Origin of the sequence: Flavobacterium nitrogenifigens (genome assembly GCF_003254565.1) — a bacterium.
GTDB classification, from domain to species: Bacteria; Bacteroidota; Bacteroidia; order Flavobacteriales; family Flavobacteriaceae; genus Flavobacterium; species Flavobacterium nitrogenifigens.
Window position 1 is genome coordinate 158,437 of sequence record NZ_QJRI01000181.1, and the last position, 24,868, is coordinate 183,304.

A 24,868-nucleotide genomic window follows, 5' to 3' on the forward strand; every position below is an offset into this window, starting at 1 on the left:
TTTTTATTTGAAACAAGAATCTATTTAGCGCTTTTTCTGTCCTTGAATTGTTTCATACAATTCTAGAGCGTTACCATCCGTAAGAAGAGAAACGTAATGGCAGATATGCAGTAAACGTTCATAAAGATTGGTTTTATCCAAATGATGTTTCTCTGGCAGCATTTTCAAAATGAGTTTATCATAGTTTGAAGCCGTTCCTTCATATTTATTATTGAATGCCGTTATGAATTTATCCAATAATGTTTGAATGATTTGGTAACCCACAATTTCTTTCTCAATCACTTCGCGGCTTTGGTAGATTTTATCAACGCTAAGTTTGATAATATCGTTCATCTGTGCTTTATATTTACTTTTATCTGTTAATGCAAAAGGAAAATTTCCTGCCAAAATTGCTTCTTCATTTTCAACAAAAACATTTACGGCATCATTAATTAAAGTACCAATTGCCAAAGCTCGTAAATAACTAATACGGTCTTCTTTTGTAGTTAATGATTTGTATTTAGAAACCCCGATATTGTCTTTTACAAGATTAATCAAATATTCTAAAGCAAAATCTTCAGAAACTAGACCTAAATTAATCCCGTCTTCAAAGTCAATAATAGTGTAACAAATATCATCTGCGGCTTCTACCAAATAAGCCAATGGATGTCTTTCGAAACCAATATCATCCCCAGATTTATTGGCGATCATTCCCATATCTTTGGCCACTTCTTCAAAGAATAGTTTATCGGACTGAAAGAATCCGTATTTTTTATCGGAAATATTATTTGTTGGCTTTTTCGGAAGGCTTTCTTTTGGGTATTTCATAAAAGCTCCTAAAGTTGCATACGAAATACGAAGTCCGCCTTCAATTCCAGGGCGGCTTGCTGTAAGAACTGAAAATCCGTTAGCATTTCCTTCAAAATCAATCAAATCCTGCCATTGTTTGTCAGTAAGCTGGTTTCTATATTTCTGACCGTTTCCGATAGAAAAATATTCGCCAATCGCTTTTTCTCCAGAGTGCCCAAAAGGCGGATTTCCAATATCGTGCGCCAGTGAAGCCGCAGCTACAATAGCTCCAAAATCGTTCATATGATAACCGTGAACTTCTTTTAGATAAGGATATTTTTCAATAATCTTTTTTCCAACCAAGCGCCCAAGCGAACGCCCTACAACAGAAACTTCCAAACTGTGCGTTAAACGCGTGTGTACGAAATCTGTCTTAGAAAGCGGAATAACCTGTGTTTTATCTTGTAAACTTCTAAAAGCGGAAGAAAATATAATTCGGTCATAATCTACCTCAAATCCTAAACGAGTGTCATCTTGTTCTACACGTAATCTTTTGCTTGTATCTCCCTGACGTTTTAATGATAAAAGTTGTTCCCAGTTCATTTTAATTTTAGATTGTAGATTAACGATTTTAGATTTTTGATCTAAATTGATGATTTTAGATTTCAAAAATACGTTTTATTTTAGGAATTTCTTCTCCTTTAAAACTCTAAAGCAGTACTGTGTTTGATTTCTCCCATCACAAAAATACTGTTGGTATTTCCAATGTTTTCTATGGTTGATAATTTGTTCATTACAAAATCTTGATAACTAGCCATATCCTGAACCAAAATCTTGAGCATAAAATCATAATCACCTGCAATGTTATAACATTCTATAATTTCTGGAAGTGCCACAATATCTTTTACAAAATTGCTCCCCACGTTTTTGGCATGTTCTTTTAAGCGCACATTACAAAAAACAGTCATTCCACGATTCATTTTCTTCTTGTCTAAAAGCGCAACATATTTAGTAATATAACCATCTCTTTCTAGTCTTTTAATTCTTTCATAAACGGGAGTTACGGTTAGAAATAATTTACTGGCGAGGTCTTTTGTATTGATATTACAATCTTCCTGAAGGTATTTCAGGATCAACAAATCGGTTTTATCTAAATTTTCCATAGTTTTTTTTACTGCTATAAGTTCATTTTACAGATTTTAAAAGTAATTAAATCTTTAAAAATATACTTTTAAAACACATTTTACTGAAATAAAACTCAAATATAAGTTATAAAAACCAAGAACGTAAATTTGTTCAGTAAAAAATACTGAATCAAAAATGAAAACAAACAACTTAGGTTACCCAAGAATTGGCAGCAACAGAGAACTGAAAAAAGCCAGCGAATTGTATTGGGCGGGAAAAATTTCGGCAGAAGAACTTATAGACGCTGGAAAAGAAATCCGTCTTAAAAACTGGAAATTACAAGCCGAAGCAGGAGTTGATTTAATTCCGTCTAATGATTTTTCTTTTTATGATCAAGTTTTAGATTTGACGCTAACCCTTGGAGCAATTCCGGCACGTTATCACGAATTAGCAAAAAGCAATTCATCTCTTGATTTATATTTTGCAATGGCAAGAGGTTCTCAAAAAGACGGACAGGATGTTGTGGCAATGGAAATGACAAAATGGTTTGACACCAACTATCATTACATTGTTCCTGAATTCACAAAGAATCAAAAGTTTGAATTGTTTTCTGAGAAAATAATCAATGAATTTAAAGAAGCAAATGACCTAGGAATCAAAACAAAACCTGTTTTAATCGGGCCTGTTTCTTATTTATTATTAGGAAAAGAAAAGGAAGAAGGTTTTAATAGAATTGATCTTATTGATGCCTTATTGCCCGTTTATTTTGAAATTTTAGAAAAACTGCAAGCAGAAAATGCTGAATATATTCAGTTCGATGAGCCTTTCTTGGCTTTAAATTTAACTGATAAAGACAGAAGCGTTTTTACGAAAGTGTACAATGAAATCAACAAACGTTTTCCACAACTAAAAATTGTTTTGGCAAACTATTTTGACTGCTTTGGAGAAAATCTAGAAACTGCTTTAGCGCTTCCTGTCGATACTTTCCATTTGGATTTAGTTCGTTGTCCACTTCAATTAAACGATATTTTAGAATCTGGAAAATTAGCTTCAAACGTAAATCTTTCACTTGGAGTTGTTGACGGAAGAAATATCTGGAAAAATGATTTCAAAAAATCTTTAGAATTAATCAAAAAAGCTACTGATGCTTTAGGAACTGATAGAATTCTGATTGCTCCTTCTTGTTCATTAATTCACAGTCCGTGCGATTTGGATTTAGAAACCAACGATCAGACTTTAACGCCAGAAATCAAACAATGGTTGGCTTTTGCTAAGCAGAAAATCAATGAAATTGCACTTTTAAAACAATTTGCTTCAAACGAAGTGAATCCTGAAAATTCAGCTGATTACAAAGAAAATGTTTTGACAAATGAAAACCGTAAAATTTCAAAATTAATTCATAATAACGAAGTTAAAGCACGAGTTGCTGGAATTACAACTTCAGATGACAAACGTAAAAGTTCTTTTGCAACAAGAAGAAAAAGCCAAATTGAAGCTTTAAAATTGCCTTTATTCCCAACTACTACAATTGGATCTTTCCCCCAAACAGCAGAAGTGAGAAGCTGGAGAGCGAGATTCAAAAAAGGAGAATTAACAGCTCAAGAATACAATGATTTAATCGAAAAAGAAACCGAGGCTACGATTCGTTTTCAAGAAGAAACCGGAATCGATGTTTTAGTTCATGGCGAGTTTGAACGTAACGATATGGTGGAATATTTTGGAGAACAATTATCAGGATTTACTTTTACCAAAAATGGCTGGGTACAAAGCTACGGAAGCCGCTGTGTGAAACCTCCTGTTATATACGGTGATGTTTCAAGACCAAATCCTATGACGGTAAAATGGTCTCAATATGCACAATCTCTAACTCCAAAATGGGTAAAAGGAATGTTGACGGGGCCTGTAACAATCCTGCAATGGTCTTTTGTACGAAACGATCAGCCACGTTCTGAAACTTGCACACAAATCGCTTTAGCCATTCGCGATGAAGTTGTGGATTTAGAAAAAGCAGGAATCAAAATCATTCAAATTGATGAGCCAGCCATTCGTGAAGGCCTTCCGTTAAGAAAAGAAGAATGGGCGAAATATTTAGATTGGGCAGTTCGCGCATTCAGAATTTCTGCAAGCGGCGTAAACGATGATACGCAGATTCATACCCACATGTGTTACAGCGAATTCAACGACATCATTCAAAATATTGCCGACATGGATGCAGATGTTATTACTATTGAATGTTCGCGCTCTCAAATGGAACTTTTAGATGCTTTTGCTGACTTTAAATATCCAAACGAAATTGGTCCTGGTGTTTATGACATTCACTCTCCACGTGTTCCATCAAGCGAAGAAATGGTTCGTTTGCTAGAGAAAGCTTCAGCCGTAATTCCAGTTGATCAATTATGGGTAAATCCAGATTGTGGCTTAAAAACCCGTCATTGGGATGAAACTAAAAAAGCGCTAATCGAAATGGTAAATGCTGCTCAAGAAATGAGAGCAGCTGTAGAAAATCCAGTAACTTAATACCTTAAATAGTTTTTGTTTTTATACCAGCAAATGAGGCCGAATTTAGTTATGATTCGTTTCGGCTTCATTTTGCTGGTATTTATTTTTTTAGGAGCAAAAAGATTTAGTTTTCAAAACAGCTTCTGTCCCGCTATCCACTATATCTTTTTCTGTCTAAAGAAGCCAGAAAAAGGATACCGTTCCTATCGGGGCTAAAAAACAACTATTATTTTCAGAAGAACTTTAGTAAGCAAAAAAGCGCTCCAATTGGAGCGCTTTCCTATTTTCATAAAGATCTAAAACTAGAAGTTTTTAGAAACCCCAATATTTAATGTTTTTTAAAAATTGACAAAAATTTTACTCTACTCAATATCATTATTATCGTAGATTAATGTTTCATATTCTAAAGCCCCAATACTAAAATTTAGACCAAAACCTTTCTTCATGTTAATAAAAGGGCTAGAGTAATACCAGTATAAAAACCATTAGCTTTATTATCTGACACAAGTGATCCATTTTCGTAATTTTTGTTTTTTTGAAAATGGCTATAAAAAAAAGCGCTCCGACTGGAGCGCTTTCTGAAATTGAATATAAAAACTAAAGATTAGAAGTTTTTAGAGATTCCAATGCTAGCTGTTTTACCAAAGTTGAAATTAAATCTGCTAACATCTGGACCGTTGTTATCATAATTTAAAGTTTCGTATCCTAAACCACCAATGCTAAAGTTAAGACCAAAACCATTTTTCATGTTAATGAAAAGCGCCGGAGTTACACCAATGTACATTCCATCTGCTTTATACTTTGTGTAGTTTGATCCAATGTAATCTTTTTCAGTTTGATTTTGGAAACCAGCTCCTAAATCTGCAAATACTGAGAAAGTTTGGCTTAATGGCATTGTGTAACGTACAAATGCACCAAATTTAGAACTGTTTGTTTTGTATTCATTTACACCTTGATCATCTTTTGAAGAAGCAACTGTAAACTCACCTCCAACTGTCCAGTTTTCGTGAAATTGGTAACCTACTTTTGGAGAAAAAGCAAATTCGTTTGATTTTCTTTCAGCATTACCGAAATCTCTTGTTTCAGAAGAATAAGAGATGTTACCACCAACTAATACTGTACCTTTTTGTGCGTTTGCAAAACTGCAGATAGCTAAAGCAGCCATCACTAGAATTTTTTTCATGATTTGGGTTTTATTTTAATTTTAGCATTCTCTTAACAATAACAATGCCGTGAATACTGAGCTACTCATTTTTTTTATAATTACTTTAGGAGACAAATTTTTAGTAATCGAAACTATTTCTCGTTACTTTTGCAACAAATAAAAAGTCATGTCGATAGAAGTAAACAGTATATCAAAAAGTTACGGAGAGCAAAAAGCTTTAAATGAAATTTCTTTTAAAATTGAGAGAGGGGAAATCGTGGGATTTCTTGGCCCAAACGGAGCTGGAAAATCTACTTTAATGAAAATTTTGACCACTTATTTACTTGCCGATAGTGGCTCAGCCCTTGTAAATGGTCACGATGTCATGACAAACGCAAAAGAAGTGCAACGTTCTATTGGGTACTTACCAGAACATAATCCGTTATATTTGGATTTGTATGTTCGTGAGTATTTGGCTTTTAATGCCGATGTTTATAGTGTGCCAAAATCAAGAATTGAAGAAGTAATTCAACTGACAGGACTGACACCAGAAAGCCATAAAAAGATTGGACAGCTTTCTAAAGGATACCGCCAACGTGTTGGATTGGCAAATGCTTTACTTCATGATCCAGAAGTTTTAATTTTAGATGAACCGACTACTGGACTGGATCCAAATCAGTTAATGGAAATTCGTAACGTGATTAAAAATGCAGGAAAAAATAAAACTGTTTTTTTATCTACGCATATTATGCAAGAAGTTGAAGCAATTTGCGATCGTGTCATAATTATTGACAAAGGACAGATTGTTGCTGACAATAAATTAGACCATTTGGTGACTGCCGATAAAGAGCAAGTTATTGAAGTAGAGTTTGATTACAAAGTAGAAGAACAGCTTTTGGCTAGACTAGAAAATATTGCTTCATACGTAAATACTCATGACATGACATGGGAGCTGACTTTTGTTACAGACAAAGACATGCGTCCTACAATTTTTGACTTTGCCAACGAAAATGGGTTAAAGACTTTACAATTGAATCAGAAAAATAAAAACTTGGAGGCTGTTTTTAGAGAAATTACGAAGTAAGTTTTCAGTTTTTCAGCAGAAAAAGCGGTTTGTTTTATAAAAAACAGACCGCTTTTTTTATTCCCCATTTTAATTCTTTTCCCTACAAATCAACAAATTAAGGTTTTTCTGTAAAAAATAATTATTATTTTTATTTAGACTTGTTATAAATAGTATTATATTTGACAAATCAAATTTTAAATGCCACAGTATGTTACGTATACTCCACACCCTTAAAAAACATATTTCTATTGTTTCAAATCAAGCAATACATCTTCAAAAAAGATTTTCAGAAAAATTAGAACAAATTGTATTGCAATAATTCTAATTCAAAAAAAATTACAAAGATTATGTTCTAAATCTCGATTTAGAATTGCCAAATTGAAACAACATGAAAAAAATTATAACCTCTCTTATGCTTGCTTTTTCGGTATATGATGGATATTCGCAAACAGAAAAAGAAACAGACAGTATTGTCGAAACCACTATAAATGCTTTAGATGAAATCGTGATTGCTAGAAAAAAAGTACTATATACTCAAAAATCTGATCGTCTTGTTTTTAATGTAGAAAACAGCATCGTATCTGAAGGCGGGACCGCGCTTGACGTATTATCACGTGCGCCAGGCGTTGTTGTGTCTCAAGATGGCGATTTGTCTATTCGTGGACAACAAGGTGTTGCCGTGATGATAAATGGCAAATTGACGCAACTTTCGCAAAAAGAATTGGCAAATTATTTAAAGGCAACAACCTCATCCAACATCAAACAAATTGAAGTAATCACAAATCCTTCTTCTAAATATGATGCGGCAGGAAAAGCTGGTATCATAAATATTATTCTTAAAAAACCAAATGCTTCTGGCTTAAAAGGAACCGCTTTTGCCAGTTATGGAAGAGGCCGAAAAAACAGAACCAATTCTGGCTTTAATTTAAATTACAATAAAGATAAATGGGGCGTTTTCGGAAATTACAGCTATACTTTCCGTGGTGAAGAAGAACATAAACGATTTGATCAAACTCAATATTCTGATTTAACACATCAACAGATTGTATCTACAAATCATCAAACTTCTATTACAGATGAGCCTTTGACTTCTAATAATTTTAAAATAGGAACGCAATATGAAGCTTCTCCTAAAACAAATTTAGAGTTTTATGTAGATGCCAAAATCGGACGTTATGAAAATATGGCTGATGGAACAAATACAGTATTTAACACTTCAAATCAACCTGTTTTTGATGCTTTGACTTATAATGATAGTAAAGAAAAGTGGTTTGATTATACGTATGCTTTTTCTGGAGTACATAAGTTTAATACAGAAGGCAAAAACATGTCTTTTGATTTTGAATATGAAACTTCTAAATTCAGATCTAATCAATTTCAAAGTGCCGATAATACTGCAAACGCTACTGTTGTAAATGACCGTCGCGGCTATATTCCTTCTCAGTTAAAAGTTTTTACTGGAAAAATTGATTTTGTAAATCCGTTTAAAGAAAAGCAATCTATTGAATGGGGTTTTAAGACGAGTATTAAAAACAATGATAATCCATCTGTTTATGAATATTATGAAAATAACGAATGGCAGATTGATTTTAATTCGACCAATCATTTTGAATATAACGAACAGATTTATGCTGCTTACGCGAATTATAAATATCAGCTAGAAAAATTAAACATTCAGGCTGGTTTAAGAACTGAATATACTGCGATAAATATTGATCAGAAAACGCTAAATGAAGAGCATAAAGATGATTATTTAAAATGGTTTCCGAGTCTTTCTTTAAAGTATGAATTTACCAGCAATCATTCTGCTCATGCTTCTTACAGCAAAAGAATCAACAGGCCAAGTCAGTTTGATTTGAATCCGTTTCGTTTTTATGATGATTCGTTCAATTATTCACAAGGAAATCCGAACTTGATTCCTGAGATTACACATGCTATGGAAATCGGTTATGCCTGGAAAAGCAATTTTATGGCTTCGGTTTATTTCAATAGCACCAAAGATGTTTTCACAGAGGTGTATAACTATAATCCAGACACTAATACAACCGTGACAACGCAAATAAATGTTGACAAATCATACAATTACGGACTTAATATTACCAATACCGCTGAGCTAAACAAGTGGTGGTCTGTTAACACTTTATTCAATGTTTTTGAAAATAAGTTTATGGGAGACATTTTAAACAGTAATACAATTGATCCTATTATGACTTTGAATGTAAGCGTGCAAAATTCTTTTGCTATAACGGAAACCCTGAAAGCGGAAGGGAATGCACAATATCAGTCAAAATCCAATCTTGGAATTTATCAGAGAGATGGCTTCTTTGATTTCAGCATTGGGATTTCAAAACAAGTTTTAGCCAAAAAAGGAAACATTAAACTCAATTTTACTGATGTTTTCAACACCAACAATTTTACTATTAAATCTGCAGTCGCACAAACTAGCATTGATAAAAGATATGAGCTAGACAATCGCATTGCGACAATTGCATTTACATACCGTATATAAAAGTTTCGTTCTTTAAATACCTTGTTTTTTGTTTTTTTTTGTGTTAGTCAAGAGCCTGTTCCTTCAAACAGGCTCTTCTACTTTTATTAAGTTTATAATTCTGAAAGCACTTCTCGCATTTCGACAATTACAAGTTTGACATCATCTTCTGTAGTTCTCCAATTTACAAAAGAGGCTCTAATTCCTTTTTTACCTTGATAAACCGTTGGTGTCATAAATACTTTTCCAGTATCATTCAAAGCAGATAAAAACTGACTTACTTTTTCCTGATTTTGCTCACCTTTTAACGTAAAGCAAACATTATTTAAACGAATTGGTGCTAACAACTCAAAATCATTTTCTATTAATGCATTTCCAAAATGCAAAGCCAGTGCTGTGCTATTTTCGATAATATCTCTAAAACCTTCTTTTCCATATGCTTTAAGCGAAAACCAAGCAGGCAGAGCACGCAAACGACGAGAATTTTCAGGAAGTACATTCAAATAATTAAAATTTTCTAGAGGATTACCTAAATAAGGAGCATTAGAATTCTGAAATGTCTCAATCTGCAGATTTATATGCTCTTTTTTAATTAAAACGAAAGCGCTCTCATAAGGTACATTTAGCCATTTATGACAGTCAATCGTAATACTATCTGCACCTTCCCAGCCTTTTACAAAATGTTTGTATTTCTCTGAAACCGCAGCAAATCCGCCAAATGCGGCATCAATGTGCCACCAGAAATTGTATTTTTCTTTTAGATCTGAAATCGCTTCAAAATCATCAAAATCGGCGGTATTTACAGTTCCTGCACTTGAAATCAGAATAAAAGGTTTTCCATTTAATGTTTTGATTTTTTCTTCTAAATCGGCAATATCCAAAGCTTCACGATTTCCTTCAATTGTTTTTACAACCGTGTAATTCTGACTTCCAATTCCTAAAAGTGACAAACATTTTACAGAAGAAGAATGCGGTGTTGCTGTTAAGATATTAATTGGTTCTGAAATTCCGTTTTTAGCAAAATCTTTTCCAAACTGTTTACCAAACCATTGTCTGGCAACACCAAGCGCAGTAAAGTTTGACATTGTAGCTCCTGTAACAAATCCGCCTAAAAATGAATCTGGAAGCTCTAACAGTTGCAATAACAAATTAATGGTTTCAAATTCTATTAACGCCGATGCTCCACCTTGTGCTTTTACAGCTTGAGTATTTTGATCATACACAGAAGCCAGCCAATCGCCCACAATAGATGCTGGTGTTGAACCGCCTGTAACAAATCCCCAATATCTCGGGCCTGACGAAGAAACCATCAATGGAGCCAATCTTTCATTAAACTCTTTTAAAGCATCAATAGATCCTAAACCTAATTCGTTTAGTTCAGTTTTAGGATCGATTGAATAATTTTTAGACGTTGGAACGTTATCAATATTATTAAGGAAATCAACGCCTTGCTGTTTTGTTTTTTCTAAGATATTCTCAAAATTATTGAGATCGTGCTGTAGTATTGAATTCATAAGTTTGTTGTATTAGTTATGTTGCGCAGATTGTGCGGATAAGAAAGGTTATAAAAAATTGTATTTTTTTAAAGAAGAGCTACCACTTCGTCTTTTCAGAGAATCTCGAAACCATCATCGAACAGATTACATCGCCGTTGGCATTTAATAAAGTAGCAATTGGATCTACCAATGTCCCTAAGATCATAGCGACGGGCAAAGCTTGTCCCATAGGAAAACCATAAACTGTTATAGCTAAGATTTCTCCAATATAGCCTCCGTTTGGAATTCCGCCTTCGACAATCGAAACGACAACTGTAATTCCGAGTGCTAAAAGAATGGTCATCGGATCTGAAAAATCTTTGCCAAACATGGCAAATAAAAAAGTAATCTTTAAGATGGAAGACATACTCGAACCGTCTTTGTGCAAAGGCGCTCCAAGCGGAATTACTAAATTCCGAACGTGACTAGGGATTCCCATTTTTTCTGCAGCATCCAGATTGGCTGGTATAGTAGCAATACTGCTGCAAGTTCCTACTGCGGTTAAAGATGGAGTTATATTGTTACCCCAAAAAACTTTAAAAGCTCTTTTCCCTCCAGAGACAAGGGCATATAAACTGAAAAACACGAAAAAGTAGAAAATACAAGCGCCATAATAAACTGCCATTGGTTTTGCATAAACCCCTAACAATTGCGGTCCAAAAACTCCAACTTGATAAGCAAAATAGGCTCCGAGACCAATTGGTGCAGATTTCATGATAATGTTCAAAAGCTGTTTCATTACTTCGTTTCCTGAATCCAGAAAACTCTTGAAAGCTTTTCCTTTTTCTCCTGATTGCAGTGTGGCAAAACCAACTAAAAAAGAGAAAATAATCAACGCCAACATGCTTTTACGAGACAATAATTCGAAGAAATCATTGGCAGTAAGCAGTTTCGCAATCTGATCTCCCGCTGATCCTGATGCTACTTCTTCAAACGGAACTTTGGCAATCGCAATATCTTCATGAATTGGAAAAAGATAAACAGCGCAAATCATCACAATTGCCGAAATCAAAATGGTAGCTAGAAAAACTAGCAACATTATAACAAACAGTTTTCCTAGTTTTTCTGTTCTTTCTAGATTCGCAACCGAAGAACCGATTGTAAAAAAGATAAGTGGAATAATGGCTGTAAAAAGTAAATTCAGGAATATATCGCCAAGCGGTTTTATGATCAAAACATCTTCTCCGAAAACCAATCCAAAAATACTTCCGACTATAATACCGCCAAGAAGCCATAAAATACTGCTGTAACTCTGCAAAAAATTGATTTTCTTAACTTCCATAATGATACAAGGGTTTAGAATTCAGCAATCTCTATATTTTCTAAACACATAGAAACATAGTTCTCTTTGTCTAGAAAGGCGTTTTACTTATTTAAACAAACATAACTATGTGTGAAAAATGTATTTTTCTTTTTAATTCTTCTAAACTTAAATTAAGAAAAATCTATGTTTCTATGTGTTTAAAAATCTTAACTATTTTTCCAGAACTATAGTAGTAAAAGCTCTGTCAACCAATTCGCCAGTTTTACTTTTTACTTTTTCCGTCTGTGTTTCTGTGTAAACGATTTTAAAATCTGATTTTTTGATTAATTCCTGCGCTTTTTCTGTACTGTACAATTTAAATTCGAATTGCGTAAAAGGCAATGTTTTCATGAAATCTTCTTCGGCAAATGTCAAGCAGAAATTACCGCTTGGTTTTAAAACTCTGTGGATTTCTGAAAGCAATTCTTCGGGTTTCTGCCAAAAATAGATTGTATTTACAGTAAATATTTTATCGAATAATCCATCTTCAAACGGAATCGTATTTCCGTCATAAAGCGAAAAGAAAGCTTGTTTTTGAGAGACAAAGTTTCGGTTGATCTGGCGCGCTTCTTGAAACATCAATTCCGACATTTCCAGTCCGTAATATTTTAATTTTTCAGCTTGTTCAAACAAAAATTCAACGTGACCTGCGTTTCCGTGGCCTAGTTCCAGAATTCTGTTTTCGTTTGAAATATTTAGATTCTGAATCGAATGTTTAGTCATATTGATGTTCGTTTCGTTCATCATATTGGCCATTTCAATTCCTTTTTCTCCCGATGGATGTTTTAATTGAGAGGCTATGGCTTGTAGTTCTTCTTGTTTCATGACTTTTAAAATTTCAATTAAAAAAATACCAAATTCCATTTTTTTGTCATTCCGAGGAACGAGGAATCACACTAGAAACTCCGCAAAGTAAATCGCCAATCTTTGTCGACACCCGAGTGAGATTCCTCGTTCCTCGGAATGACAAACTGTACTCAATCAACTTTGTCAAAGTTTTAAACTTTGACAAAGTTCCTAGCAAAGACCTTAAAAAACCTGACTTGCAATCTGACGAATATTCTCAGATTTACCCATTGAATAATAGTGTAAAAACGGAACTCCAGCGGCTTTTAATTCTAATGACTGCTGAACCGCCCATTCAATTCCGACTTGTTTGATTTCAGCATTGTTTTTGCATTTATCTACGGCATCGATTAAATCTTCTGGCAAATCGATTCTGAAGATTTGCGGCAGAACCTGTAAATGTCGTTGAACAGCAATTGGTTTAATTCCAGGAATAATAGGAATTGTGATTCCCATTTCTCTTGCTTTTTCTACGAAAGCAAAATATTTAGCATTGTCAAAAAACATTTGTGTTACTACATAATCAGCTCCTGCATTAACTTTTTCTTTTAATCTTTTTAAATCTGATTGTAAAGATGGTGATTCTAAATGTTTTTCTGGATAACCTGCAACTCCAATACAGAAGTCAGCTTTGTTATCAGCATCCATTACTTCATGAAGATATTTTCCGCAATTCAAATCGTTTATTTGTTTTACCAAATCAATTGCATAATGATTTCCTCCAGCTTTTGGTGTAAAAGACTGCTCGTCTTTCATTGCGTCACCTCGAAGTGCCATTACATTGTTGATTCCTAAATAATGACAGTCAACCAGCATATACTCGGTTTCTTCTTTAGTGAAACCACCACAAAGCAAATGCGGAACCGTATCTACATTGTATTTGTGTTTTATAGAAGCGCAAATTCCAAGCGTTCCTGGACGCATACGAGTCAGTTTTTTGTCCAAAAGTCCATTACCGCGGTCAATGTAAATATACTCTTCACGAGAAGTCGTTACATCAATAAACGGCGGATTAAACTCCATTAACGGATCAATATTATCGTATAATTCCTGAATGCTTTTCCCCTTCTGAGGCGGAATAATTTCAAACGAGAATAATGTTTTTCCTTTGGCGTTTTCTATATGTTCTGTTACTTTCATTATTAGAATTATGAGTTATGAGTTATGAATTTTGAGTTTGAAAGGTGTAAAAAATCTGAATCAAAAAACGTAAATCAAATATTTGTTGTTTCAAGTTTCAGGTTCCAAGTTTCAAGTTGCCATAGAGAACTTGAAACTTGAAACTTGAAACAAAAACTTTAATCTGCTATATTAGGGTTTAACCATTTCATTGCGTAATCAAGCGGTACATTTCGGCGTTTTGCGTAATCTGTAACCTGATCTTCTTTTATTTTTCCTAGTCCGAAATAGCGGCTTTTCGGGTTTCCGAAATAGTATCCTGACACCGAAGAAGCCGGCCACATTGCCATACTTTCTGTTAACTTCACTCCAATTTGTTTTTCAACATCCAAAAGTTTCCAGATTGTTGGTTTCTCCAAGTGATCTGGACAAGCTGGATAACCTGGCGCTGGACGAATTCCTTTATAATTTTCTTTAATCAATTCTTCGTTGGTTAAAGATTCTTCACTATCATAACCCCAAAAATCTTTACGAACTCGCTCGTGAAGATATTCGGCGAAAGCCTCAGCAAAACGATCTGCAAGGGCTTTAACCATAATTGAATTATAATCGTCTAGATTCTTTTCGTATTCTGCCGCCCATTCGTCAACACCAAAACCTGTTGTTACACAGAAAGCTCCCATGTAATCATCGATTCCGCTTTCTTTTGGCAGAATAAAATCGGCTAAAGCGATGTTTGGAGCTCCTTTAGTTTTTTGTGACTGCTGACGAAGCGTTAAGAATTTTTCTAAAACTTTTCCGTTTTCATCACGCAATTCGATATCGTCATCATTTACCTGATTCGCAGGGAAAATTCCGTAAATACCTTTTGCTTTTAATTTTTTCTCTTCTAAAATTACTTTTAGCATTGCCTGAGCATCATTAAAAACAGAAGTTGCTTCTTTACCCACAACCTCATCCGTTAGAATCGCAGGATATTTTCCGTACAATTCCCATGTTTGGAAAAATGGCGTCCAGTCGATATACGGAACCAAAACATCCAATTCTATTTCAATAGTTTGAGCGCCAATTACTTTTGGTTTAGTCGGCGTATACTCAGACCAATCCAATGGCAATTTGTTTTTGCGGGCATCTTCAATCGTCAGGAAGTTTTTATCTCTTGAACGGTTTAAAAATGTTTCTCTAAAAGAATCGTATTCTGCACGAATATCTGCCGCATATATTTTTCTATTATGATCTAACAGATTTCCTGCAACGGTAACAGCTCTCGAAGCATCGTTAACGTGAATTACAGTTTCTCTGTATTGAGGTGCAATTTTCACGGCTGTATGCGCGCGCGAAGTTGTAGCACCACCAATCATAATTGGGATTTTAATATCTTGTTTATCTAGTTCTTTGGCCAGATATACCATTTCGTCAAGCGAAGGTGTGATCAAGCCACTTAATCCGATGATATCCACTTCATGTTCAATTGCAGCCGAAATAATTTTCTCCGGAGGAACCATTACACCTAAGTCTACAATCTCGTAGTTATTACAAGCCAAAACTACCGAAACGATGTTTTTACCAATATCGTGAACGTCACCTTTTACGGTTGCCATCAAGATTTTTCCGTTTCCTTGTTTGTCTCCGGCTTGTTTGCTCGCTTCAATAAAAGGCAATAAATACGCCACCGCTTTTTTCATTACACGAGCCGATTTTACTACCTGAGGCAGGAACATTTTTCCGCTTCCGAATAAATCTCCAACCACATTCATTCCGGCCATTAAGTTAATCTCGATAACTTCAATTGGCTTTGTCGCCGCCAAACGTGCTTCTTCAACATCTTCTTCAATAAAAGCATCGATTCCTTTTACCAATGAATGTGTAATACGTTCTTGAACCGTTCCAAAACGCCATTCTTGAACCGTTTTTTCATCGCTTTTTGCTTCACCTTTTACGCTATCTGCAAAATCTAAAAGTCGTTCAGTAGCATCGTCGCGTCTGTCCAGAATTACGTCTTCAACGTATTCTAATAAGTCTTTCGGAATATCATCGTAAATCGTAAGCATCTCTGGATTAACGATTCCCATCGTCATTCCGTTTTTAATTGCGTGATATAAAAATACCGAGTGCATCGCTTCACGAACCGTATCGTTTCCTCTAAAAGAGAACGAAACGTTACTTACTCCACCGCTAATATGTGCGTGCGGAAGATTCTCGCGAACCCATTTTGTTCCTCTAAAGAAATCCAAAGCGTTCAATCTATGCTCTTCCATTCCCGTTGCAACTGGGAAAATATTCAAATCGAAAATAATATCTTGTGGAGGGAAATTAACTTTGTTCACCAAAATATCATACGAACGCTGGCAGATTTCCACTCTACGGTCGTAATTATCTGCCTGACCAACTTCATCAAAAGCCATTACAATCGCAGCTGCTCCGTAACGTTTGATTAATTTAGCGTGATGAATAAAGGCTTCTTCTCCTTCTTTTAACGAAATCGAGTTTACAACGCTTTTTCCTTGAACTACTTTTAGACCAGCTTCGATGATTTCCCATTTCGAACTGTCAATCATAATTGGCACTCTCGAAATGTCTGGTTCTGCAGCAATTAAATTCAAAAATTTAGTCATTGCCGTAACACCATCAAGCATTCCTTCATCCATATTAATATCGATGATCTGCGCTCCTCCTTCTACCTGCTGTCTTGCAATATCAAGCGCCTCGTCATATTTCTCTTCCTTGATTAATCTCAAGAATTTTCTTGAACCTGTTACGTTTGTACGCTCACCAACATTCACGAAAACACTTTCCGGCGTGATAATCAACGGTTCTAATCCTGATAATACAAGGTCTCTTCTTTTTTCTGTCATTTTTTTTAAAGTTACTAAGATCCTGAGATACTAAGGTTCTAAGTTTTTTATTCTATATCTTTTAGGTTTTTAAACCTGTAATCTTTTTAATAATTTGGGCGTGCCCCTCCGGGTCGGGCTATCCGTTGCAAGTCCTCGCTCTTCCTTCGTCAGGCTGTGGACTTTCCACTTCTATCCCTCACGCAAACTCGGTTTCATAAGACGATTTATGTTTTTCAAATTTCAATTTTAATTAATGCTAAAAATAATTTTTACAATTTTATTCTTCCAGCAATTTATCCAATTGATTCTGAAGCGTTTTTTTATCCGGCAAATACAATTGATATTTACTCAACAACACTTTATTTGTAATACTATCAGTAGCATATTCAACCAAAATATGATTTTTGTGTGCTCCCAATACAATACCAATTGGTTCATTATCTCCTTCTGTTGCTTCTTCCTTTTTGAAATAATTCAGATACAAATTCATTTGACCAATATCCTGATGATCAATTTCGCCTCTTTTTAAATCTACCAAAACAAAACATTTTAGTATTCGATGATAAAAAAGCAAGTCCAAGTAAAAATGTTTTCCCCCAATACTCATTCGATATTGTCTGCCAATAAAAGCAAATCCTTTTCCCATTTCCATAATGAACTGCTGTAAATTGGAAATGATTTTTTCTTCCAAATCATTCTCCAAATACTGATATGGTTCAGGGATATTTAAAAAGTCCAATACAAAGGGATCTTTAATTAAATCTTCTGCATTTTCTACAATATGTCCTTCTTTAGCCAATCTCAAAACGCCTTCTTTGTCTTTGCTCAAAGCTAATCTTTCAAACAATGAACTCTTCATTTGACGTTTTAATTCTCTTACACTCCACCGCTCATGCTGACATTGTTTAGTATAAAAACTAATTTCTAATTCCGAGTCAGCTTTCAAAATTTCAAAATAATGACTCCACGTCAATAAGTGAGACAGTGTCTCACTTATTGGAAACGATAAATATAACTTACGCATGTATAAAAGATTAGATCTACTAAACCCTTTACCATGAGCTTGTACCAAATCCTTTGAAAGCCTTTCAAATAATTGACTTCCGTATTCAGCTTTTTCATTTCCCTTTTGCTCAAACTCTACAATGTGCTGACCTACGTACCAATAAGTCTGCACCAAAATTGTATTGACTGATTGTACAGCTTGCTGTCTACCATTTTGCAACAAGGTGCCAATTTTATCGATAAGTTCACTATAAGGTTGTTTCTCTAAACTCATAATTAGCAATTAATACTTTGATTAGATCATCATTCAATAATCGGAGCCACTCTCGGTTTATAATCCTTCGCAACCTCAGCCATTAATCGAATATGATCTGGCGTTGTTCCGCAACAACCTCCGATGATATTAATTAAATTATCCTCTAAATATTCTTTAATGAAAACTTGAGTTTGTTCTGGTGTTTCATCGTATTGTCCAAATGCATTTGGCAATCCTGCATTTGGATGTGCCGAAACATTAAAACTTGTATTGTGCGCTAATGTTTTTAAATACGGTTTCAATAAATCAGCTCCAAGAGCGCAATTGAATCCCACACTTAATAACGGAATATGTGAAACTGAAATCAAAAACGCTTCAACTGTTTGCCCTGAAAGTGTTCTTCCTGAAGCATCTGTAATCGTTCCTGAAACCATGATTGGAATATCAAGATTGCGTTCTTCTTTTACTTCTTCGATTGCAAAAAGTGCAGCTTTTGCATTTAATGTATCAAAGATTGTTTCTACTAAAAGCAAATCACACCCACCATCCATTAAAGCTTCTGCTTGTTGTTTGTAAGCAATTCGTAAATCGTCAAACGTTACGGCTCTGTAACCTGGATCGTTTACATCTGGTGACATACTTGCTGTACGGTTTGTTGGCCCAATTGAACCGGCTACGAAACGTGGTTTATCCGGATTTTTTGCAGTAAACTCATCGGCTACTTGTCTTGCGATTTTTGCCGATTCGTAGTTTAACTCGTAAACCAAATCTTCCATGTGATAATCGGCCATACCGATTGTCGTTCCTGAGAAGGTGTTGGTTTCTACAATGTCAGCACCTGCTTCGTAATACGCGGCGTGTACATCGCGGATCGCTTGTGGTTGTGTTAGGGATAGTAAATCGTTGTTTCCTTTTAGCGGATGTGGAAAATCTTTGAAACGCTCTCCTCTGAAATCTTCTTCTGAGAAATTATAGCGCTGCAACATTGTTCCCATTGCTCCATCAAGGATTAGGATATTTTTTTTTATTGCTTCTTGAATTGTTATTGCCATATTTTTTTGTTTTAGCTACTAAGACGCTAAGGTTCTAAGATGCTAAGTTTTTTTATTATGATTGTGAAGGTTCTTTTAAACCCGACAGGTTTTTAAAACCTGTCGGGTTTAACCTTCGATATTTTTTTCACATTAATTCCAAAAGTGCACTATTGCTGGCTCATTAGCCCCGATTGAAGTGGAAATTATTTTGTCCGCCACTGCGGACAAAATGATTGCAACGAAAAGCGGGAACTACTGACTGCAAAAATGCGCCAATGATTCGCTCCTGATACAGAATCTGTTTCAGTAAATATTATATGTTATCGAGAAAAGTTTTGAGAAATACTAGTATGTATTTGTGTTATCTATCTTTAATACTGGAAAATGTCGTATAAAGTAGAATTTAGCACCTTCTTTATGATAAAGGGTTGCTAAGGTTTCATCGGGTCTATCCCTCCGCCTTTCGTGATAACGAACAATAATTTTAAGAACAGTGCAAAGGTATGAAATAGGGTTTCGATTTGCAAATGTTTTTTTTCTAAGGTTCTGAGGTTCTAAGTCACTAAGGTTCTAAGGTTTTTTAGTTTATGTTTTTCAAATATAGCCCCCGATTTCAACCGCGGGGAACGTATTGTGATTATGCGTTGTGTTTATATGATCATATGCACATTGATTATGCGATATATTCATACGTTGCGTTCCAGTTGTTGAAACCACTGGCTATGTTTTATACATTTTTTGCTATACTATTCAGCTCCTGAGGAGCGTAATATTTGTAGAAAACAATTAACCAAGCAAAAGCTCCAGCGGAGCGATACATTCGAGATATGTCGCTCCGCTGGAGCTTTATAGAGACCTAATCATTTCTTTTCTATAAATATGTCATCCCTCTGGGATTATCATGGTAATTAAAAAAGCCCAAACTTTTTAAAGTTTGGGCTTTATAATATTTTAAAAAATCTTAGCGCCTTAGTCCCTTAGAACCTCAGCCCCTCAGATTAAACAATTGCCTTCACAACCGCTTTTGGCGCTTCTTTACGAGTTCCGTCGAAACCATCTACACCAGAAACCGTTGTATATTTCAATACGTATTTTTTACCTGGGTTGATGATTGAATAAGCAGCCTGGCACATTAAAGTTGCTTCGTGGAAACCGCAAAGGATTAACTTTAATTTTCCTGGGTATGTGTTTACGTCTCCAATAGCGAAGATTCCAGGAATATTAGTTTGGTAATCTAATGCATTGTTTACTTTAATAGCATTTTTCTCGATTTCTAATCCCCAGTCACCGATTGGACCTAATTTTGGTGTTAATCCGAAAAGCGGAATGAAATAATCACATTCGATTTTACGGTGTGCTCCGTTTTCTTCGATATCTAATGATTCAACATGCTCAGCACCGTTGATTCCGATAACTTCTGCCGGAGTGATTAATTTGATTTTTCCAGCTGATTTTAATTCCTGTACTTTTTCTACAGAATCTAAAGCTCCTCTAAATTCGTTTCTTCTGTGGATTAAAGTTACTTCTGAAGCTACGTTTGCTAAGAAAATTGACCAGTCTAATGCTGAATCTCCTCCTCCTGCAATAACAACTCTTTTATCTCTGAATTTCTCAGGATTTTTGATGAAGTATTTTACTCCTTTATCTTCATAAAACTCGATATCTTCGATAAGTGGTTTACGAGGCTCGAAACTTCCTAATCCTCCAGCGATTGCAATTACTGGTGCGTGGAATTTAGTTCCTTTGTTTGAGGTTACAATGAATGTTCCGTCTTCTTGCTTTTCAACAGTTTCAGCACGTTCTCCTAAAGTAAATCCTGGCTCAAATTGTTTGATTTGCTCCATTAATCCGTCAACTAAATCTCCAGCTAATACTTCTGGGAATCCAGGAATATCATAAATTGGCTTTTTTGGATATAACTCTGATAGTTGTCCTCCTGGTTGTGGAAGCGCATCTAAAATGTGGCATTTTAATTTTAGCAATCCTGCCTCAAAAACGGCAAATAAACCTGTTGGGCCCGCTCCAATTATAAGTATATCTGTTTTAATCATTATGTTGTTGTTTATAATCATTCTTAATAACGCAAAGAAACGAATAAATCCTTGTACTTTCAATGATTTTTATCATTAATTTCTTTCCGAAACTTTTTTACTCTCTATTTTTTAATGAAGAGGTAATCTCATTCATTCTTTTTACCTTTTCTTCAAAATTGCCTTTTAAGGTTTTTCGATATTCATTCAGATTTTCAACCATTTGATTGATATCTTCGGGAATTACTTCTTCAAAAAACTCTCTAAGCCTTTTGGCTGTTGTTGGCGATTTTCCGTTTGTTGAAATGGCAATTTTGACATTTCCTTTAGTTACGATTCCGCCCAAATAATAATCGCATAAATCTGGTGTATCGGCAATATTGCAAATCAAATAGCGTTTTCTCGCTAAATCGTAAACCTTTTTATTTACTTTCAAATCGTCTGTACAGGCAATTACCATGTGACGTTTTTTAAGCATTTTCTTTTTGAACTTCGATTTTGTCAATGTTATCGAAGGGTGCTTTTCGGCTAAAACTTTTATTTCTAAATGAAATTCTTTTGCCACTACCTCAACATTAGCATTCGGACTTGATTTTAGCAAGAAAGAAAGCTTTTCCAGACCTACATTTCCTCCGCCTACAATTAATACATTTAAATTGTGAAGCTTTAGAAATATTGGATATAATTCGTTTTGTTCCATGTTACCAATATGTTGTTCCTAACGGAACAATTAATAATGCAAACTTCGGGTTAAAACCTGACGCTACAAAATCGGTGTCAATCAGATGTTCCTAACGGAACATTATTATTGTGAAAACATTTATTTTTTTTCTACCGATCAATTGTTCCTAACGGAACATTTATTGAAACCGTTTATTTTCTACCGATGAGATGTTCCTAACGGAACATATAAATTCTAACGAATTTCTTCTTTTGATAGAAATTCTTCGTAAAAACCTTTTAATTTATTGCTTTCACTGACAACTTCGCCTAAAACAATAATGGCTGGCGAACCTAATTCTTTTTGTTTTACAACTTCTAAAATCGAATCTACTGTTCCAACTCCAACTTTTTCGTCGGCTGTTGTTCCGTTTTGGATAATTGCAACTGGTAGGTTTCCTTTATCTTCTTTTTGAAACAAATCGATGATTTGAGGCAATTTGTGCATTCCCATCAAGATTACAACGGTTGCAGAAGATTGCGCTGCCAAGGCTACATCTGAAGATAATTTCCTATCAGAAGTTGTCCCTGTAATTGCCCAAAAGCTTTCTGAAACACCTCTTTTTGTAATCGAAATTCCCTGACTTGCAGGAACTGCAACTACTGATGAAATTCCTGGAACTACAATCGTTTCAATTCCGAAACTTTCTGCAAAATCAATTTCTTCTCCGCCTCTTCCAAAAATAAATGGATCACCACCTTTTAGTCGCACTACGTTTCCGTATGTCAGCGCATTGTCTACAATCAATTGATTGATTTGATCCTGCGTGTAGGCATGATTTCCGATTCTTTTTCCAACAAAAATTCTAATCACATTTTTGGGTGCATAATCCAGAATTTCTTCGTTGGCCAAAGCGTCGTATAAAACCACATTAGCTTCAGCCAATGCTTTTACAGCTTTTAGCGTAAGTAAATCGGGATCGCCCGGACCTGCACCGACTAAAGTTATTTTGGGTTTTATATTATGCATTTGCTAATTCCTGAGCTCTGAAAGTTTCGATTTTGTCAAAGAAAACAGTTGCTTGTGCAATGTAACCTTTAGCGAAAGCTTCAGATGGTTCATTTTTATTGATTTGGTAAACCAAGTCTTTAAAAGTTGAATTCAATTCTATTTTACTAGTTTCGATGAAAACAGTATCAAACAAATCAACAATTCCAGCGTGGTGGTTTGTTTTTTGGTTTTCTGCCAATAACAATGCTTTTGCACCGTTTACAAATCCTGCATAAGCATGGTAAATCGCATCTGACCATTTTTTCTCGTCGAAAGATTCCTGAGCCAAAATCAATTTCTCTTTAGCTTCAAACAATAATGTTGCTACTAAATCGATCACCACTCCCGCACATTCTCCAACTCCAACTGCTTTTACGTAATTGTCTGCGTTACCCCAATCCACAAAATCTGCTTCTGTTAAATTGGTAACATCTGCATAAGGTTTTAAGATTTCGTAGAAATACTTTTCTCCTTTTAGATCGTAATAATTCAAGAATTTTTCTCCGTTTCCATTTGCATCAAAATCATTTAAGATGGTACGCAATGCATCTGGTCCTCTACGGCTTGGAATTTTAATTACTTTATCAGCAAAACGTCCTGCTCCGTTTCCTAATCTTCCTCCGCCTAATAAAACCTGTAAAGCCGGAGCTACCAGTTTTCCTGAGTTGATAGACATTCCTTGGAATCCAATTGCAGACATATTGTGCTGTCCGCAGGCATTCATACAACCTGAAATTTTAATTTCGATTTCAGTATTGTTTAAATACTGAGGATATTCGGCACTTAAAACTCTTTCTAATTCTTCTGCAATACCGGTACTACTTGCAATCCCCAAGTTGCAAGTATCAGTACCCGGACATGCCGTAATATCTCCAACTGAATTATACCCTAATTGAACAAAGTCAAGTTTGGCTAATTCTTGATAAAAAAAAGGAAGATTCTCTTCTTTTACGTGACGTATTACAATATTTTGACGCAATGAAAAACGTAATTCGTTTGCTGCGTAATTTTTAATTAATGCGGCTAATAATCTAGCTTTATCAGTATAAAAATCTCCTAATAAAACTTTGATTCCGATAGCATAATAACCGTCTTGTTTCTGCTTAATTACATTCGATTTTTTCCAAGCTTCATAAGCCTCAGTATCTTCGATTGTAACTTGCGGAACTTCTAATACTGGCTCTGCAATTGGGCCGTCAAAAGCGGTTGTATCAATTTCGTATGTTTCAAAAGCGATGGCTTTTTTCTCTTTTTCAACCAAATCAAGGAAAGCATCTTTCCCCATTTCTTTGATTAAGAATTTCATACGCGCTTTCATTCTTTTTGCACGTTCTCCGTATCTATCAAAAATACGAATGATTCCTTCTGCTGTTGGAATGATTTCGTTTACGGGAACGAATTCCGAAAGCAATTCAGCATGTGCTGGCTGAGATCCTAAACCTCCACCAAACATGATTTTGAAACCTTTTTGCCCGTCTTTAATTTTCGGAATAAATCCTAAATCATGTAAATAACTCAAGGCCGTATCTTCGTCTGAAGATGAGAACGAAATTTTGAATTTACGTCCCATTTCCTGACAGATTGGGTTTCTTAACAGATATTGGAAAAGTCCGTGCGCATAAGGCGAAACATCAAATGGTTCGTTTACGTCAACTCCAGCCAATTCACTTCCTGTGATATTTCGAACCGTGTTTCCACAAGCTTCACGAAGCGTGATATCGTCTTTAGCCAAATCTGCCCAAAGTTCTGGTGTTCTGTCTAAACTCACGTAGTGAATCTGAATATCCTGACGTGTTGTAATATGCAAACGTCCTGTGGAATATTTGTCTGAAACTTGCGTAATACGCACCAATTGCTCGCTGGTTACTTTTCCATAAGGCAATTTGATACGGATCATCTGAACGCCTTCCTGACGCTGACCGTAGATTCCACGCGCTAAACGAAGACTACGAAAACGCTCATCATCAATTTTTCCTCCACGGAATAAGTGAATCTTTTTTTCTAATTCGATAATCTCCTTCTGAACTACCGGATTTTCTATTTCTGTTCTAAAACTTTCCATTTCTCTTAGTTTGTAGTTAGTTGTTGATTGTTTATAGTTA

Annotated in this window: 17 protein-coding genes and 1 riboswitch; of the genes, 3 read left to right on the forward strand and 14 right to left on the reverse strand. The window is 35.1% G+C overall.

The genetic code is table 11. From position 1 onward, the window contains the following. Nucleotides 1–24 precede the first annotated feature (24 nt). Together DM397_RS20705 and DM397_RS20710 are read right to left on the reverse strand one after the other, a co-directional pair. Nucleotides 25–1,371 carry a deoxyguanosinetriphosphate triphosphohydrolase gene (locus DM397_RS20705; RefSeq protein WP_111379631.1) on the reverse strand — a complete coding sequence of 449 codons (1,347 nt, stop codon included), beginning with the start codon at nt 1,369–1,371 and terminating at the stop codon, nt 25–27. A gap of 98 nt (nt 1,372–1,469) precedes the next feature. Then, the gene (locus DM397_RS20710; RefSeq protein WP_012023598.1) at nt 1,470–1,931 is read right to left on the reverse strand and encodes an Lrp/AsnC family transcriptional regulator; all 462 of its coding nucleotides are present in this window, start codon (nt 1,929–1,931) and stop codon (nt 1,470–1,472) included. Between the two features lie 157 nt (nt 1,932–2,088). Here DM397_RS20710 and metE point away from each other — a divergent pair, with 157 nt between their 5' ends. Continuing rightward, on the forward strand, nt 2,089–4,410 hold the full coding sequence (gene metE, locus DM397_RS20715) for a 5-methyltetrahydropteroyltriglutamate--homocysteine S-methyltransferase (RefSeq protein ID WP_111379393.1): 2,322 nt from the start codon (nt 2,089–2,091) through the stop codon (nt 4,408–4,410). Between the two features lie 586 nt (nt 4,411–4,996). On the opposite strand, the gene DM397_RS20720 is transcribed toward metE, so the two are convergent. After that, the gene (locus DM397_RS20720) at nt 4,997–5,575 is read right to left on the reverse strand and encodes an outer membrane beta-barrel protein (protein WP_111379395.1); all 579 of its coding nucleotides are present in this window, start codon (nt 5,573–5,575) and stop codon (nt 4,997–4,999) included. A gap of 148 nt (nt 5,576–5,723) precedes the next feature. Here DM397_RS20720 and gldA point away from each other — a divergent pair, with 148 nt between their 5' ends. Both gldA and DM397_RS20730 read left to right on the forward strand, forming a co-directional pair. After that, nucleotides 5,724–6,620: a gliding motility-associated ABC transporter ATP-binding subunit GldA gene (gene gldA, locus DM397_RS20725; protein WP_111379397.1), complete on the forward strand. Its 897-nt coding sequence runs from the start codon at nt 5,724–5,726 to the stop codon at nt 6,618–6,620. 370 nt (nt 6,621–6,990) lie between these two features. Then, a complete protein-coding gene (locus DM397_RS20730) occupies nt 6,991–9,111 on the forward strand; it encodes an outer membrane beta-barrel family protein (RefSeq protein ID WP_111379399.1) in 2,121 nt (706 codons plus the stop codon). Nucleotides 9,112–9,203: 92 nt separating this feature from the next. Here DM397_RS20730 and DM397_RS20735 read toward each other — a convergent pair whose 3' ends face one another. The 11 genes from DM397_RS20735 to DM397_RS20785 all read right to left on the reverse strand — a co-directional run bounded on the left by DM397_RS20735 (nt 9,204) and on the right by DM397_RS20785 (nt 24,828). Further along, nucleotides 9,204–10,604: a pyridoxal phosphate-dependent decarboxylase family protein gene (locus DM397_RS20735; RefSeq protein ID WP_111379401.1), complete on the reverse strand. Its 1,401-nt coding sequence runs from the start codon at nt 10,602–10,604 to the stop codon at nt 9,204–9,206. A gap of 79 nt (nt 10,605–10,683) precedes the next feature. Then, nucleotides 10,684–11,907: a dicarboxylate/amino acid:cation symporter gene (locus DM397_RS20740; protein ID WP_111379402.1), complete on the reverse strand. Its 1,224-nt coding sequence runs from the start codon at nt 11,905–11,907 to the stop codon at nt 10,684–10,686. Nucleotides 11,908–12,099: 192 nt separating this feature from the next. Then, entirely contained in the window at nt 12,100–12,753 is a 654-nt protein-coding gene (locus DM397_RS20745) for a class I SAM-dependent methyltransferase (protein WP_111379632.1), read from the reverse strand. 204 nt (nt 12,754–12,957) lie between these two features. Continuing rightward, complete coding sequence (gene metF / locus DM397_RS20750) at nt 12,958–13,914, reverse strand: methylenetetrahydrofolate reductase [NAD(P)H] (RefSeq protein ID WP_111379404.1); 957 nt, start codon at nt 13,912–13,914, stop codon at nt 12,958–12,960. A gap of 158 nt (nt 13,915–14,072) precedes the next feature. Then, complete coding sequence (gene metH / locus DM397_RS20755; protein WP_111379406.1) at nt 14,073–16,748, reverse strand: methionine synthase; 2,676 nt, start codon at nt 16,746–16,748, stop codon at nt 14,073–14,075. 259 nt (nt 16,749–17,007) lie between these two features. Further along, nucleotides 17,008–18,009, reverse strand: a complete 1,002-nt coding sequence (locus DM397_RS20760) for a PDDEXK nuclease domain-containing protein (RefSeq protein ID WP_111379407.1) — start codon at nt 18,007–18,009, stop codon at nt 17,008–17,010. Nucleotides 18,010–18,038: 29 nt separating this feature from the next. Continuing rightward, complete coding sequence (locus DM397_RS20765; protein WP_111379409.1) at nt 18,039–19,043, reverse strand: homocysteine S-methyltransferase family protein; 1,005 nt, start codon at nt 19,041–19,043, stop codon at nt 18,039–18,041. Between the two features lie 340 nt (nt 19,044–19,383). Beyond that, a riboswitch (SAM riboswitch) is annotated at nt 19,384–19,500 on the reverse strand. Nucleotides 19,501–20,023: 523 nt separating this feature from the next. Then, nucleotides 20,024–21,076, reverse strand: coding sequence for an NAD(P)/FAD-dependent oxidoreductase (locus DM397_RS20770; protein ID WP_073412897.1), 1,053 nt, complete (start codon nt 21,074–21,076; stop codon nt 20,024–20,026). 97 nt (nt 21,077–21,173) lie between these two features. Further along, nucleotides 21,174–21,755 (reverse strand): precorrin-2 dehydrogenase/sirohydrochlorin ferrochelatase family protein, encoded by a 582-nt coding sequence (locus DM397_RS20775; protein WP_111379410.1) that lies wholly within the window; start codon nt 21,753–21,755, stop codon nt 21,174–21,176. Nucleotides 21,756–21,971: 216 nt separating this feature from the next. After that, nucleotides 21,972–22,745, reverse strand: coding sequence for a uroporphyrinogen-III C-methyltransferase (cobA, locus tag DM397_RS20780; RefSeq protein ID WP_111379412.1), 774 nt, complete (start codon nt 22,743–22,745; stop codon nt 21,972–21,974). Further along, complete coding sequence (locus tag DM397_RS20785; protein WP_111379413.1) at nt 22,738–24,828, reverse strand: HEPN domain-containing protein; 2,091 nt, start codon at nt 24,826–24,828, stop codon at nt 22,738–22,740. The genes cobA and DM397_RS20785 overlap by 8 nt, the downstream gene beginning before the upstream one ends. Nucleotides 24,829–24,868 lie beyond the last annotated feature (40 nt).

Excerpts from the sequence above, each read along its gene's own strand:
- DM397_RS20705 (WP_111379631.1), bottom strand. The coding sequence starts at position 1,371 with ATGAACTGGGAACAACTTTTATCATTAAAACGTCAGGGAGATACAAGC.
- DM397_RS20710 (WP_012023598.1), bottom strand. The coding sequence starts at position 1,931 with ATGGAAAATTTAGATAAAACCGATTTGTTGATCCTGAAATACCTTCAG.
- metE (WP_111379393.1), top strand. The coding sequence starts at position 2,089 with ATGAAAACAAACAACTTAGGTTACCCAAGAATTGGCAGCAACAGAGAA.
- DM397_RS20720 (WP_111379395.1), bottom strand. The coding sequence starts at position 5,575 with ATGAAAAAAATTCTAGTGATGGCTGCTTTAGCTATCTGCAGTTTTGCA.
- gldA (WP_111379397.1), top strand. The coding sequence starts at position 5,724 with ATGTCGATAGAAGTAAACAGTATATCAAAAAGTTACGGAGAGCAAAAA.
- DM397_RS20730 (WP_111379399.1), top strand. The coding sequence starts at position 6,991 with ATGAAAAAAATTATAACCTCTCTTATGCTTGCTTTTTCGGTATATGAT.
- DM397_RS20735 (WP_111379401.1), bottom strand. The coding sequence starts at position 10,604 with ATGAATTCAATACTACAGCACGATCTCAATAATTTTGAGAATATCTTA.
- DM397_RS20740 (WP_111379402.1), bottom strand. The coding sequence starts at position 11,907 with ATGGAAGTTAAGAAAATCAATTTTTTGCAGAGTTACAGCAGTATTTTA.
- DM397_RS20745 (WP_111379632.1), bottom strand. The coding sequence starts at position 12,753 with ATGAAACAAGAAGAACTACAAGCCATAGCCTCTCAATTAAAACATCCA.
- metF (WP_111379404.1), bottom strand. The coding sequence starts at position 13,914 with ATGAAAGTAACAGAACATATAGAAAACGCCAAAGGAAAAACATTATTC.
- metH (WP_111379406.1), bottom strand. The coding sequence starts at position 16,748 with ATGACAGAAAAAAGAAGAGACCTTGTATTATCAGGATTAGAACCGTTG.
- DM397_RS20760 (WP_111379407.1), bottom strand. The coding sequence starts at position 18,009 with ATGAGTTTAGAGAAACAACCTTATAGTGAACTTATCGATAAAATTGGC.
- DM397_RS20765 (WP_111379409.1), bottom strand. The coding sequence starts at position 19,043 with ATGGCAATAACAATTCAAGAAGCAATAAAAAAAAATATCCTAATCCTT.
- DM397_RS20770 (WP_073412897.1), bottom strand. The coding sequence starts at position 21,076 with ATGATTAAAACAGATATACTTATAATTGGAGCGGGCCCAACAGGTTTA.
- DM397_RS20775 (WP_111379410.1), bottom strand. The coding sequence starts at position 21,755 with ATGGAACAAAACGAATTATATCCAATATTTCTAAAGCTTCACAATTTA.
- cobA (WP_111379412.1), bottom strand. The coding sequence starts at position 22,745 with ATGCATAATATAAAACCCAAAATAACTTTAGTCGGTGCAGGTCCGGGC.
- DM397_RS20785 (WP_111379413.1), bottom strand. The coding sequence starts at position 24,828 with ATGGAAAGTTTTAGAACAGAAATAGAAAATCCGGTAGTTCAGAAGGAG.